The organism is Legionella bozemanae (genome assembly GCF_001648595.1).
GTDB classification, from domain to species: Bacteria; Pseudomonadota; Gammaproteobacteria; order Legionellales; family Legionellaceae; genus Legionella; species Legionella bozemanae.
The window spans coordinates 67,085-80,899 of the sequence record NZ_LBAW01000013.1 but is presented as its reverse complement, the minus strand read 5'-3'; the positions used below and the strand labels follow the sequence as shown (position 1 = coordinate 80,899).

The following is a 13,815-nucleotide window of genomic DNA, read 5'->3' as shown; positions in this document are numbered from 1 at the left end:
TAACATGAGCTTCAAAGATAAAGTGGCTATTCTTGACAGTTCTCGCACTCCTTTTGTCAAATCACAAACCTACTATTTGGGAAAGTCCAATCAGGATTTGCTAGGCACAGCCTTAGCTGATCTCATCAATAAAAACAAGCTCCAGGGTGAGTTATTAGGTGATTTTATTGCCGGAGCAATTATGAATCATCCTTTTGACTGGAATCTTGCTCGTGAAACGGTTTTAGGCAGTTCCCTCTCTTCTGAAACTCCTGGATTAACCATACAGCGTGCCTGTGGTACTGGTTTAGAAGCAGTTAACCTGATTGCGCTAAAAATTGCCAGTGGACAAATCGCAGCAGGTATCGGTGGAGGGACAGATACTAATTCAGATATTCCATTAATTGGCCAAAGAAGGTTGACTCATTTTTTAATCAAATTTCAAAATGCTAAAGGATTTAAAGAAAAACTGAAGCTGCTTAAGGAGTTCCGGTTAGGTATGTTAAAACCGGAAATCCCGGAAGTACGTGAACCTCGAACACATTTATCCATGGGCGAACATTGTGAATTAATGGTTAAAGAATGGCAAATTTCCCGTAAGGAGCAAGATGCGTTGGCTCTTCGCTCCCATCAAAATGCCGTACAAGCCTATGATGAAGGATTCTATGAGGATTTGATTGCACCACTTGATTCCTTAAAACGGGATACAATCACCCGCAAAGATACATCTTTGGAAAAATTATCTGCTTTAAACTCTTCTTTTGACAAATCAGACAAAGGCAGTTTGACCGCGGGAAACTCTACCCCACTCACTGACGGAGCTTCCGTTGTTTTACTAAGCACCCCTGAATGGGCAAAAAAACATCAACTAGAACCCCTCGCTTATTTTGTGGACTGTGAAGCAGCTGCAGTAGATTTCGTACACGGCGCAGGTCTATTAATGGCTCCAACCATTGCCGTTTCGCGTTTGTTAGCACGAAATCGACTTAAATTGCAGGATTTTGATTATTATGAAATTCATGAAGCATTTGCCGGACAGGTACTCTGTACTTTAAAAGCCTGGGAATCTGCTGAATATTGCCAAAAAATTTTGAATCTCAAGAAACCTTTAGGAAGCATTGATACGCAAAAAATGAACGTCAAAGGAGGAAGTCTCGCCCTTGGTCACCCATTCGCAGCTACTGGAGGGCGAATAGTTGGTGCGGCAGCCAAAATACTTGCTAATAAAGGCAAAGGACGTATCCTTTTAAGTGTCTGCACTGCAGGCGGGATGGGTGTTGCAGCGATTATTGAACGTTAACCCACTTCCTGGGACATGAGATTGTTTTTTTGTTTCACTGCCGCTACTTCATAGAACTGAACAAGGTATAAGCATTTGCTTCCGCCTCATGTATTCTTTCAGAATGCAGTTGTCTGGATTTAGTAGCAAAAAAATTACTTGCCAGATAAGCACTTGCGCCCACTGTCGAAGAAACTGTCTCCGTAACGGTAAAAGAAGGGGTTTGCGTAGCGCCGCTCGGTTTAAAGAAAAAACCTCCGCCATAAGTAACATTTACTGCTGCATCAACTGCTTTTTTTAGCAAAACGTCTAAATTTCCAAAATATAGAGGAACGGTAAAGTTACTCACACCTAAATCGATTGATACGTTAAAAGGCTCGGTTATCACTGCACCATTATAATGCTCCCCATATACTTTTTCTTTTCCATTAGGAGGATAAGTAAAATCAGGGAAGACCTTGCCTGCAAAATAGAGGGTTGCTGCGGTAACTGCATTACTGAGCATGACTGTAGATATTGAGTTGCTAAAGGCTTCTGCACTCACATAAAGATATTCTTTCAGCCGAGGATTGCTAACTTGAATTCCTTTACTGTGAGCGTAATAACGTCGTTCCTCTCTGCTTTCCTGCCAGTGATTAATATTGACGCCTAAAGTTTTTAAGGCAATGCCTGAACCAATACATAGAGTACCAATTGAGTTAACCATTCCTAAGCTGACATATTCAGTCAGATTATAAGCAGGAGTATCACTATTTACATGATTACTGTAAGAGCCAGGGAGCCACTCAGGAAAAACATAATCCAAGTTGGTAATATTAATTCCTAGAGAAAAATTCCCGACAGCATGAACCCCCCCATAGTATGAGGCATTGACTTCCTGTAAGGGAAGTACATTAGAAAGTGCATAGGCGGCTCCGCCGAGAGTACATGCCAGTGTACCGCAAGTGTTCATGGTATCTGCCACCGCATGTACTGTTGTATCTAAAACCCAATTGGTTGCCGTCCAAAACCTATCCGCCCATCCCATAGCTACATCCCTTTTAACAAAATTATCCTCGTTCAAAACATGACTTGCATTTTAGTTTCACGTGTGTTTACTTGCATTTCTGCGGCAAATTTCAAAAGTGGGCCTAATAAAAATGAATGATCCCATATCAAAATATCGACAACTATTTGATTTCTATCAGAACATATCTATTGCAACCGGTCAATATTATTTACAAGCTGAACTTAAGATGCCGTTTTAAAAAACAAAAGGATATGAGTTCTATTACTTGTTAAAAATGACGCAAATAAACAGTCAATTCGTCTGCACGGTTGGTAAAAAGCCAGTTTATTCCTCGATTTAATTCTCTGTATAAGCTGTATTTAGAATCTACCATACCCACACCGACAATTTTTTCGGCCGCTTTGAATCGGCTAATTATTTTGTTGTTGATCAAAAAATAATGGCCTAGTATACCACCATAATTCTCATTTAAACTGACATTACAAAATTGCTTCACATTATTATGTGATGCAACCAGCAAAAGAGCATTCTTGGGAAATTGTGACAATGAATAAAAAATTGCAGAATCCAGAGTTAACAAGTGGTAGTTTTCACCAGCAGATAACCCATTTAAAGCTTCTACTAAAATATCCTCGTCTTGAAAAGGCGCTTTTAATTCAATAAGCAAATGCAAGCTCTTCCCGTAGGCAGCAACAACCTCATTAAGTGTAGGCACATCAGGAACCAAAGCCCGTAACTCCTTAAAGCTCAGGTCAGCAATGGTTAGATCATGTTTCCAGAGACGTTTTAAAGTAGCATCGTGATTTACCACCAGTACTTTATCTGCTGTTGTGCGCACATCAAATTCAATTCCCCAGCATTTCAGCTCTTGCGCCAATTTAAATGCAGCAAGCGTATTTTCAACAATACCCTGTGCATGATTATGGGCGCCTCTATGTGCAATCAAACGAGCAGACTTAATGATTTCTATCGAGGGTTTATGCCTGGGAATGATGGCAAAATAACCATCCACTGTTTTTTCTAGTAAATTAAGTAACACAACACAATTCCTGATATCTCTCTATATAAGTACAGTTATTCTATGTGGGGAAAATTGAAAACGCAAAAATACTGATTTCTCTTGAAATTTGTGTAAAAATAAAGGGTTTTAAAATCTATGACTGGTATATGCCTTTAATTACCACCAATATTGATCAGGTTATCAATGAATTACATAAAGGAAAACCTGTAGCCATCCCTACAGAAACTGTCTATGGGTTAGCCGCGCCTATTAATAATGAAAAGGCCATTAGAACAGTTTTTGTGATGAAGGATAGACCATTAAATCATCCCTTAATTGTGCATGTCCCACAAAACTGGGATCTCAGTACCCTGGTCGAAGATATTCCTGTTTATGCACAGCAACTCATTAATAAATTTTGGCCAGGTCCTTTAACTCTTGTCTTGCATTGCAAACACGATCAAATCAATCCATTAATTACGGGTGGCCAGACTACTGTAGCCATCAGGTGTCCAGCCCACCCCATAGCCCAGGAATTATTGACAAAATTAGGCATCCCACTGGTCGCCCCTTCAGCCAACCCCTTTGGGAAAGTGAGTCCTACTACCGCACACCATGTTAGCGAATCATTTCCTAACCTGGAGTTAACCATATTAGATGGGGGGCGTTGTAGTGTAGGCATTGAATCGACCATCATTGATGCGACTCATGCAGAAAACTATCAAATTTTACGTCATGGGCTTATTGATGAAAAAACTATAGCCGAAGTGATTGCGACCCCCTCCTTGCACCTTGAGAATACTTTACGTGTTCCCGGGAAGCTGGAAAACCATTACCAACCACAAAAAAGCTTATATTATTTTGTCAGCTATAAAGCTCTTGCAGATTTTTGTCAAAAAAATCCAGATGAAGTATATGTTATTGCAAGCAAACGACCAATGAACATCCGTGAAGATCATTTTCATCTTTTGGCAGATCACCCTGAAAAAGTGGCCTTTGACTTATATTATCAATTAAGAAAAGCGGATACGGCTGATGTTCAAACCATTGCAATCGAACTTCCTCCTGAAACAGAGGGTTGGCAAGGGGTGAGAGAGCGTATTTTAAAAGCAGGAACGCCTTATTCCACAACTAGTCAGGGGAAAGTTATCTAGGGTCTATTGACAGTTCAACAAAATATGAGTAACTTAGCGCCACAATGCCGAGGTGGTGGAATTGGTAGACACGCTAGCTTCAGGTGCTAGTGGAGGCAACTCCGTGGAGGTTCGAGTCCTCTTCTCGGTACCAATAATGGTTTTTTTAAAACTTTAAACTACTTTAATATTCTGCTCATTTAATTTATGGGTTAGTCCCACTTGGTTTCGTTGTTGTTGGCGAAGTGGTGGCTGGTGGTGCAGATGTTGATTGAGAAGTAACCGCGAGGTTATTCGAGAAAAAATCTGTACCAATGCACTTCCCTAAGTTGTTGCCCCATATTGATGCATTTTTATTGTCTATATTTACGGGTAACTCTGAATAAAATTTTGTTTTACATTTATCAAAACTTACTGAAATTAATGCCACACATTTATCATAGCTTATATTAGCGTTTACAAGCAGTTTATTCGTCTTCGGATCATCTACTAATTGCCGGCACATTTTCGCTGGAGCTTGCTCTTTAAAAGAGGTTAACCATTCATCTTTAGTCACGCTCTTGCTAGAGGAGGCTAATACTATTGTGGAAAATAATATACTGCTCATTCCGATTATTCCAGTTAAACTTTTATTGGGCATGATAGTTATTCCCTTAAATGTATTAATAAAAGGATAGACATAAATGTTATGTTTTTCTAAAACAAATCACACAAGTCATTTTTGTGTAAGCTGTTTTTACATAGGTAGATTAAAATTAATTCACTTCAGGTATTATTAGGATCTGTTTACATTTTTTCGCTAGTTTGAGTCAAAATAGTCTGATTTTTGAGTACCGAAGCATAGCATACACGGAGTATGTGTGCATCGGAGCGCAAAAAATCAGGCTATTTAGACCAAGAGAGTAGAAATGTAAAACAGATCCTATTAGGCCCATTCTATAGGGAGATCTCATGAAAATTATCGTTAGTGGTGGCACAGGGTTAGTTGGTCAAACTTTAGTGCCAGAGTTACTTCAGTCTGGACACGAAATTTATGTCATAGGGCGAGATGAGGAAAAAATTAAGCGTACATTTTCAAGTACAGTTCATGGAACCACTTGGGATAAGCTAAATACATTAGACCCAAATGAATTTGATGTAATTATTAATTTGGCTGGTGAAAATATTGCCGATCATCGGTGGAGTGCTAAAACAAAAGAAACGCTACTTTCAAGTCGAATTGAAACAACCAACCAATTAGTTCTTTGGGGTATAAAAGCCGACACTAAAAAACCTCACTTATATAACGCAAGTGCCGTTGGCATTTATGGTTTGCAGAAAAAACTGGCACAAGACCATATTACATTTACCGAAACAACCCCACCCATCGACTCTCCTGAAACCAGTTTTGCAAACCAACTGGTTACTCAATGGGAAGATACTGCAAAAAAAGGCTTTGCTATGGGTATGCCTGTTACTCTCATGCGTTTTGGCGTGGTTCTAAAGCGGGGCGGAGGAATGTTAAAAAAACTGGAATTGCCTACCCGCTATGGAATGGGGGCGGTAATTGGTTCTGGAGAACAACCTTTAGCATGGATTGATAGTACCGATCATGTGGAAGCAATCATGTTTTTGCTAGCGCACCCAGAAATTACAGGCCCAGTGAATCTAGTAGCACCGGAGTCTGTGTCGCAAAAAACATTTACTAAAACATTTGCTCAGGTATTAAAAAAACCTGCTTTTTTATGGATGCCGGCATGGATTATACAACTTTTATTTGGTCAAATGGGTGAGGAGTTATTATTGTCAGGACAAACCGTTGCACCTCAACGATTGTCAGAATATCAATTTAACTTCAAATACCCAACTTTATTATCTGCTTTAACTAAAGAGTTTGGAGGTTAAATCATTATGAGTCTTCGCTTATTGTCCTTAGACGAAGTCAAACAAAGCATCACCATGAGTCAAGCAATTAAGGCGATGGAAAACGCATTTATTCAATTAGCAAAACAACAAGTTAAATTACCTTTAAGAACAGGAATTGCTATTGATGAGGAAGATGCGCTTACGTTGACCATGCCAGCATATCTTGCTCAAGATAAGGCTTTAGGTTTGAAGGTCGTTTCTATTTTTCCTAAAAATAGTGCGCTCAACAAACCCTCTATCACTGGTTTTATCATGTTACTTGATGCCAGTACTGGTGAGCCCAAGGCGCTCATGGATGCAGGTTATTTGACTGCATTAAGAACCGGGGCAGTTTCTGGATTAGCCACTCAATATTTTGCAGCAGATGACGCAACTCATGTTGCAATCATTGGCTCGGGAGTGCAAGCAGAAACACAACTCCAAGCTGTAGCAAACGTACGTGACATAAAGCAGGTATCGGTATGGTCAAGAAATATTAAGAATGCAGAACAATTTGCGGCTCAGTTCGCAGACCAATATGCCATCAACGTATATGACAGCATTTCTTTAGCAGTTAAAGATGCGGATATCATCTGCACCGCAACCGGAAGTGCTGAGCCATTAATCTCCATGCATGATATAGGACCGCATGTTCATATTAATGCCATAGGCTCACACACTGCCAATATGAAAGAAATCAGCAATGATGTACTAAAACATGCTGTAGTAATTGTTGATCAATTAAGCGCTGTTATGGCCGAAGCAGGTGAAATTATCAGCGCTGTGCAGGAAAAGCAGTTACAACAAGAGGATATTATTGAAATAGGTGATTGGTTAATGCATAAAAATGCAGACCTCAAAAACAAGATCACTGTTTTCAAATCAGTAGGGCTGTCAATACAGGATTTAAGTGTTGCCTCTGTTGTTTATCAAAATGCCATGGATAAAAAATTGGGAACTCTATTTGCATTAACATAAGTTTTGAGATAAGCATGTAGCCTGGGTGCAGCGCAGCGGAACCCGGGATCGAGAGGCTCATTTAATTCAAAAACCTGGCTTCCGCTGCGCTGCACCCAGGCTACACAACGACACAACAACTGCATGTCGCGCTATTTAATTTCACCGAGTGCCTCACCTAAGCGGATTGCACTTCCTGTTTTTAAAGCAGGATTCCAGTGTACTTGCATATCACTTGCAAACAGCAAAACTACGGTTGATCCCAATTTAAAGTATCCCATTTCATCACCCTGAGCCATCTTTTGTTCTTGCTCTTGATTGTATTCAAAATCAACACGAGTCTTACTCCGTTTGATATCCCCATGCCAACTGGTTCCTATCGCTCCAACTATGGTTGCTCCAACCATCACCATTACCATGGGACCCGATTCGGTAGAACAAAAAATAACCAGTCGTTCATTACGCGCAAATAATTTTGGCACAATTCGCACCGTTGAAGGTTGAACTGAAAATAAAGCGCCTGGAATATAGGTCATCGAGGTAATTTTGGCATCCATAGGCATATGCACACGATGGTAATCTTTAGGTGATAAATACAAAGTAGCAAAATGCCCATTAATAAATGGAGCAGCCACATTGTTATTACCCGCTAAAAGCTCAGCCACGGAATAATAACGGCCTTTTGCTTGAATTAATTGACCTTGCTTTATAGATCCTATTTCACTAACACAACCATCTACAGGTGAAATAATATCCGCATCGGCCAATGGCCTGCACTCTGGTTTTAATTGACGAATAAAAAAATCATTAAAACATGCATATGCAGTGTGGTCTTCGATTAAAGCTTCACTCATATTAACGTGATATTTCCTTATAAATCGTTGAATGATGTAATTTTTTACGTTGACATTTTTCACTTCAGCCAAACAACCGGCAAGAGTGGTAAATCCGTGCTGAGGAATCAGATATTGGGGCAATGTTTTTATTAAATCAAAAGACATGTGAAACGCTCACAGCATTCTAAAAAAAGGGAATCATAACCTATACTTCCAGCGGCCACAAACAGAGTCGTGATCACTTGAAGTATAGTGGTAAATTTAAATTGTTTCTTAACAAGTATAACTGGAGGTAATTTGTAATTGTCGATGCGAAGCAGAAATCGTTTCGTAATGGTATCTCATGTTATTAAGACAATGCGCTTTAGTTGTATGTTCTTCCAAATTTAACTGAGCAATTAACTTATATTTTGGCTCTTCCAACATTACCGGATACTTATTCACTTCTTTTTTAATTGCTTCCACTATTTTAACAAACAAACACTCATTCAATGTTGAGGACTCACCTCCATTCATAAAGATCATAGCCAGTACTTTCGCATTACAATTCCCCTCTAAATAACCTTCTACCTCTGATCGTCTGGAGGCTCCCAAAAGACTTCCCCATGTTTTCGATTCATATTTTGCTAAGGAAGAAGAGATTAAGCTTTTAAATGATTTATCAGTGAGGGAATCTACCCAATCATAAATCGTCCGATACAACATGGCGATGCCCCCATCACTATAAGGATGAGTAAATCGTTTATCTTTCTTGGCAAAAAACACCACATCGCGAGTAAAATCATTGATTCCCTTTTCAAAACTTTTATCTCTGATCGCAAGATCAACACTTGGTATAGGATGCTTTTGCAACATTAGAGGAGTAAGACCCTGTACAAGTAAAGTATTCAATGCTCCATCTTGCTGAGTTCCTGAGCTTAAAATATAAGCCAAACGATTATCACCACTTTCATTTGCGCTTACTTTTAAATAGGCCTTCACCGGTTCAGCCCTTTGGCGGAATGAAAACGAAGTCACTACTGGTGCATATTTTTTATCTATAATTTCATTTATATAACGCTCCAACTCCTCGGGTTTGAGACTTTTTGCCCAAACAAACAATGAATCATAATATTGTTGTTTCACATCTTCATGTGTAAAAGGCAGTACTTCTCGTTTCACGGCCAGTAATGCTTCTTCCATAAGTTCGTCTGTAGTAGTCAAATGCAATTGGAAATTGACCTGTTCTGCTATGAGCTTAAGACTTGATGCAATACTATTAAATTCAGCAGCATGGGTTGTTGTATTCGCCAGGGCCTGCCGAATTTTTAGGTTATATGTTTGATGGAGTAAACTCAGTTTATTTGAAAACTCAAGATTGTCTTCTTCAGTAAGATCCTGGCGTTTTTTTTCATAATAGGTCTTTGTGATTTCACGAAACTCATTAACAAAGGCAATCAAAAATAATGATGCATCACGCAATTTACTGTCTTTATCGACACTAAGCTTTGCTCGAATTGTTTCAGCAGAAAGCACAGGAAGATTTCCAAATAACTCCCAGGCACTGGTTAAACTATCATCTGTGGCTTTTTTGCTTTCCAGTTCGGAAATTTGCACATATGGAGGATTGGTGGCCTCCTTAAGTATTGTGTTTGTTAGTCTATAGGAACTGTGGATCAACTCTTTTATTATTGGTGCAAATGCATCACGCCAAACCTGATGATATCGTTTTTGTAATTCATCAGGTTTGTACTTTAGATCTTCTTCTTTAGCATAAGTTGTTTCATTTTCTTTTTTGACCCAGTCTTGTATCTTGCGATAAAAAGAAGGTTTTTGGTAAAGAGCTAAGTAAGTAGGCGGCAGCGGTAATCCATAACCATTGTCCATACACCCCATGTAAAAGACTACCACTCGATATAAGTTATCATAGTGTTCTTGATATAAATCCATCATAAAATCAACAAATGATTTTTTGTCCGTCTTTTCATTGCAAAAGCGGGGATACAGCTCTTCATATTTTGCCCGTAAGCTGGGATCTGTTTCTTCTAAAGAAGTGTAATTTAAAGGCAGATCACCAAAAAGCTCTGTTAAGCGTTGACGTTGTAGTTCAGGCTGGAAGGTTAATAGTGCTTTTAAAGCCGCTGCAAGCTTTTGTTCTTGCGCCAGTGAATTCTGAGCCAGCCGCGCGAATTCCCCTGGATCTGCATAAGCTTTAGGTAACAATTTAAGCGCTTGCTCTTGTACTCCAGGCATAATTAGTGGAATAGTCTCTTGTCCCGGATGTTCATAAGGAGGCCAATGATAAGGCATTGATTGCTGAACATTCGGAAAAGCCTCATAATCACGAACCGTTAAAGTAACATGCTCTTTCGGTATGCCAATTACTTTTCTTGGCACTTTCATATGAATAGTGAACCAATAGAAGAACATATCAAAATCAATATCCCCTGCCAGGCTGAGATTATGAGGATGCGCATCATCATCATCAAGGAACCATCTGCCAAGCAAAAGTTCCATGATATTTTTTTCGACAAGGGTTTTAACACTGGGCGCAACTTGTTCCTTTAAAGTACTGTTAATAGGAATGCCCTGACTCGCATAATGAAAAGGTTTAAAATCTTCAACACCAATAGATAATGTACCGATTACTTTTTCTTGGGTGTCCCCCCTTTTTGAGGTAATTTCCAGGATACTACTCTTTATCTTTTGAAGCTGCTCTATAGTTAAAGGCAGTTGAGGGTTAAAGTTTGGTATATCCTTTATCGCAATGGTGTCCTTTTTTAAGCCATCTGGAGTTTTAACAAGGTATTCGAGAAAGTTTTGCTCTAACTTAACATAAAGGGTGCCACTTTTTATATTTTTCGTATCATCTGGCATTAATTCGAGATCGTATTCCCCGAATACCAAACGCTCTTCAGCGGATCTTTTTCCTTGAAATAACCTTTTGAATGATGAAGTTGCTACACTGATTTTGGCTAATAACTCAGGATAGTGATTTTTAGGCTCTAATTTTTTAAAAAAAGCCTTCTTAATAACCCCATCTTCCTCAAAGGAAACCTTCCATGTTTCATGAGAGCTATCCGCAATTTTTTCTACATAAGTGAGTTTACTATTTGTGAGTGCCTTTTTTGGAATTCCCATATTTTTTAATCCATTAAATCCCAGTCGTCCTTTTAGAATAGTTCATATTAGGCAGAAATATTCAATAAGTTCAAGAATAATTTTCAAACAGATAACAAGGAAACTAAACAGTTAAAATTCAAATGCTTAGTGTATTACTAAAAAAATAATCCCTCAGATCATGTCAGTCTGCTTTTTTTAATGACAATTCACCATGCAAATTGCATGCCTGATTGAATAAGAATGCCTGGCCCGGAGGGAGAGTTGTTCCGGGCCAAGGCTGCAGTTTTCTTGGGCTTCGTTGATTTAACTCATTTGACACCATGCTAAGGAGAAGCACAGTTCATTGTCATCGGAGTGCTCTAGATCGATAAGCTCAAGCACGTCCTTATTCAGTTCGCGTATCTCCTCTCCTGAACGAGTCTGGTTAAAAAACCAGAAATTACCAGTCTTGTAGTATTTATATCCATTTGCCCCGCCAAGGAAAAGGATGCAGCTAATTATATTAGCAATAACCACTAAGGCATTGTATAAAAATCGATATAAATCGGACTCAATTTCAGGATCGACAATTTTAAGAATTTCTTTTTCAGCATTCTTTAATGTGGGACGCACATCGGCATAAGGATTCATAAGTGCGTCATAAGAAATGGTGTATAATGTTTTTCTATAAGCTTCTTCTGCACCCTTCCATTTTATGTGCATTTCACTGAATGATGTAGCTCCAGATAAACGCTCATGGATTTTTTTGCATTGAGCCTCAACTCGCAAAATAACTTGCCGAAACCGCTCAGCTTCTTCACTCTCTTCTTGTGCCGCCAATTCGATCAGGTCTTTTCTGAGCTTTAAGTCTTGCATTTGTCTGACACAAATAAAACGCTCGCGCAATCTTTTAGCTAAAGCTAATTCTACTGGATCTTTTATCGCAAGGACTTTATTGCCTTGAGTCTGTATCCCGTGCACTACGCCACTATAAAGAACTTCCATCAATAACGTTCGTATTTTACCTACCTCATTTGCTAATGGAGGTAAAAGCAGGCGTAAGGCTTGTCCTTTATTATTCTTCTCTAGTACTAAGTGATATGTTTCAAGAGGAGCGGTAATACCTGATTTTTTTAATAGGAGTAATGCAGTGCTTGCGGCTTTTAACTCATCAAGCGTTAACTTGCGTAATCTCGATGTTACATCATGAAGCCCTTGAAATTCTTTAGCAAAATGATGAGCAATTGATTTTTGTAAATGTTGGTGGGGATTTAAAGCAAGCTTTTCTAGATTTTCAATACTAATGGTTTTTGTTTGGTCCAAAGCCACCAAACTGGAAGCCAACAATGGATATTCCTTTGTTGCAGCAACGATTTGTTGATAACCATCTTCAGAGAGAGAGCCTTTAACCCAAAAAATCAAACAAAGTCGCCTGCAGTCTTCATCAGGCAAAGAAAAAATAAATTTTAATTCTTCACGCTTTTTAAATTCAGATTCTTTAAAAAATTTAGGAACATCTTCTGTTAGTGCTGGCTCTAACTCAACTAAACTGTCTATAGCACGGTAATAAGCTTCCTCAGATAAAATAAGTTGCATTAAATCATGTGGATAGGATTGTTGAATTAAAAAGGGAAGTAACTTAATTTGTGTCTCATCTTTCATATAGCCGCTAAATTTTCTAATCAATTCAAGATGAGTAAGCAGCTTCCGGTTTTGTTCATCAAGAATACCTTTTTCGTAAAATACAATGATGATTTTTAATAGACTTTTATTAATACGTTCATCATCAGTGAATTGAATTCCCCGAATTTCTTTACGTAATGGACTGGATTCAGATAAAAGCTCCTTCAACAGAGAAACAGATAAAGGAAGCTCATCCGGTATTTTGTATTGAAAAAGCAAATCCAGTGCCGGATTTTCTGCAAATAATGCGGATAAATTAAGTTCAGCAAAAGAAATAGGGTCGCGAAGAGGTGCCGTTTCTTGCTCTATTTGGAGTTTTCGTATCAATAGCGCAATACGCTGAAAACGTAAGTTAATCTCGTTATTCCCCTGGACTGCATTGTGTAATAAAAAGCCCGGAATAGCGGAACCAATCTGCTGCAATAAAGGTTCTATAGATGACACAGAGGAAACGCTCACCCCAAAATCAGGTGATTTAATAAAGGGGGTTAAATCAAAACTTGATACACAGACTATCTCTCTGTCTTTTGGTTCTGCATGGCCATTTTTCATTAAACCGATTACCCACTGTTTTGGGTCATCCTTTCGATACATCACCATAATGCTGCAGTTTTCTCCTACGTCATTAATGTAGGCAAAATCCTGGCAACCTAAATGCGCATGGTAAACCGCAGACTCTTCCTCTTCTTTTTTGAGTGGCTCACTCCCCAATAAATAGGACAAATTTCCTGCAGTCATATTACCACGCAGATAATATTTCCCCAGAGCATGTTTGCGCCAGATACTAAAATGTCTTATTGCTTGCTGTATGGTGCCCAGAAAATTAACAGATGGAAAATCCCCAATTATATTTGTGTCATCTTTTTGTTCTGCAACGACCCACCCCAGTCCAAAAGCATGGAAAATTTGTTCTGCATTTCCCTTCAGCAAATAAGGCATAATTCATTCTCAATATGACAAATTGAAAGTATTAT

The 13,815-nt window shown here is 38.8% G+C and carries 10 protein-coding genes and 1 tRNA gene; 5 read left to right on the top strand and 6 right to left on the bottom strand.

All coding sequences use genetic code 11. The annotated features are described in order from the left end of the window. Positions 1-4 precede the first annotated feature (4 nt). Positions 5-1,279, top strand: a complete 1,275-nt coding sequence (locus A8O27_RS10965) for an acetyl-CoA C-acetyltransferase (RefSeq protein ID WP_058459616.1) — start codon at positions 5-7, stop codon at positions 1,277-1,279. A 43-nt stretch (positions 1,280-1,322) separates the two neighbouring features. Here the strand turns inward: A8O27_RS10965 and A8O27_RS10960 are convergent, their stop codons facing one another. Both A8O27_RS10960 and A8O27_RS10955 read right to left on the bottom strand, forming a co-directional pair. Continuing rightward, positions 1,323-2,285: a hypothetical protein gene (locus A8O27_RS10960; RefSeq protein ID WP_058459615.1), complete on the bottom strand. Its 963-nt coding sequence runs from the start codon at positions 2,283-2,285 to the stop codon at positions 1,323-1,325. A gap of 250 nt (positions 2,286-2,535) precedes the next feature. Next, on the bottom strand, positions 2,536-3,306 hold the full coding sequence (locus A8O27_RS10955) for a glycerophosphodiester phosphodiesterase (RefSeq protein ID WP_058459614.1): 771 nt from the start codon (positions 3,304-3,306) through the stop codon (positions 2,536-2,538). A 128-nt stretch (positions 3,307-3,434) separates the two neighbouring features. On the opposite strand from A8O27_RS10955, the gene A8O27_RS10950 reads away from it, so the two are divergent. Both A8O27_RS10950 and A8O27_RS10945 read left to right on the top strand, forming a co-directional pair. Continuing rightward, on the top strand, positions 3,435-4,421 hold the full coding sequence (locus A8O27_RS10950; protein WP_058459613.1) for an L-threonylcarbamoyladenylate synthase: 987 nt from the start codon (positions 3,435-3,437) through the stop codon (positions 4,419-4,421). Positions 4,422-4,467: 46 nt separating this feature from the next. Then, positions 4,468-4,554: transfer RNA gene (locus A8O27_RS10945), tRNA-Leu, on the top strand. A 51-nt stretch (positions 4,555-4,605) separates the two neighbouring features. On the opposite strand, the gene A8O27_RS10940 is transcribed toward A8O27_RS10945, so the two are convergent. Beyond that, a complete protein-coding gene (locus tag A8O27_RS10940) occupies positions 4,606-5,040 on the bottom strand; it encodes a hypothetical protein (protein WP_058459612.1) in 435 nt (144 codons plus the stop codon). A gap of 311 nt (positions 5,041-5,351) precedes the next feature. On the opposite strand from A8O27_RS10940, the gene A8O27_RS10935 reads away from it, so the two are divergent. Next, positions 5,352-6,284, top strand: coding sequence for a TIGR01777 family oxidoreductase (locus A8O27_RS10935; protein ID WP_058459611.1), 933 nt, complete (start codon positions 5,352-5,354; stop codon positions 6,282-6,284). A 6-nt stretch (positions 6,285-6,290) separates the two neighbouring features. Beyond that, a complete protein-coding gene (locus tag A8O27_RS10930) occupies positions 6,291-7,262 on the top strand; it encodes an ornithine cyclodeaminase family protein (RefSeq protein ID WP_058459610.1) in 972 nt (323 codons plus the stop codon). 131 nt (positions 7,263-7,393) lie between these two features. Here the strand turns inward: A8O27_RS10930 and asd are convergent, their stop codons facing one another. The 3 genes from asd to A8O27_RS10915 all read right to left on the bottom strand — a co-directional run bounded on the left by asd (position 7,394) and on the right by A8O27_RS10915 (position 13,780). Then, the gene (gene asd, locus A8O27_RS10925; RefSeq protein WP_058459609.1) at positions 7,394-8,242 is read right to left on the bottom strand and encodes an archaetidylserine decarboxylase; all 849 of its coding nucleotides are present in this window, start codon (positions 8,240-8,242) and stop codon (positions 7,394-7,396) included. A 108-nt stretch (positions 8,243-8,350) separates the two neighbouring features. After that, entirely contained in the window at positions 8,351-11,197 is a 2,847-nt protein-coding gene (locus A8O27_RS10920; protein ID WP_058459608.1) for a hypothetical protein, read from the bottom strand. A gap of 285 nt (positions 11,198-11,482) precedes the next feature. After that, a complete protein-coding gene (locus A8O27_RS10915; protein WP_058459607.1) occupies positions 11,483-13,780 on the bottom strand; it encodes a hypothetical protein in 2,298 nt (765 codons plus the stop codon). Positions 13,781-13,815: the final 35 nt, after the last annotated feature.

Coding starts and splice junctions, on each gene's coding strand:
- A8O27_RS10965 (WP_058459616.1), top strand. CDS start 5: ATGAGCTTCAAAGATAAAGTGGCTATTCTTGACAGTTCTCGCACTCCT.
- A8O27_RS10960 (WP_058459615.1), bottom strand. CDS start 2,285: ATGGGATGGGCGGATAGGTTTTGGACGGCAACCAATTGGGTTTTAGAT.
- A8O27_RS10950 (WP_058459613.1), top strand. CDS start 3,435: ATGCCTTTAATTACCACCAATATTGATCAGGTTATCAATGAATTACAT.
- A8O27_RS10940 (WP_058459612.1), bottom strand. CDS start 5,040: ATGCCCAATAAAAGTTTAACTGGAATAATCGGAATGAGCAGTATATTA.
- A8O27_RS10935 (WP_058459611.1), top strand. CDS start 5,352: ATGAAAATTATCGTTAGTGGTGGCACAGGGTTAGTTGGTCAAACTTTA.
- A8O27_RS10930 (WP_058459610.1), top strand. CDS start 6,291: ATGAGTCTTCGCTTATTGTCCTTAGACGAAGTCAAACAAAGCATCACC.
- asd (WP_058459609.1), bottom strand. CDS start 8,242: ATGTCTTTTGATTTAATAAAAACATTGCCCCAATATCTGATTCCTCAG.
- A8O27_RS10920 (WP_058459608.1), bottom strand. CDS start 11,197: ATGGGAATTCCAAAAAAGGCACTCACAAATAGTAAACTCACTTATGTA.
- A8O27_RS10915 (WP_058459607.1), bottom strand. CDS start 13,780: ATGCCTTATTTGCTGAAGGGAAATGCAGAACAAATTTTCCATGCTTTT.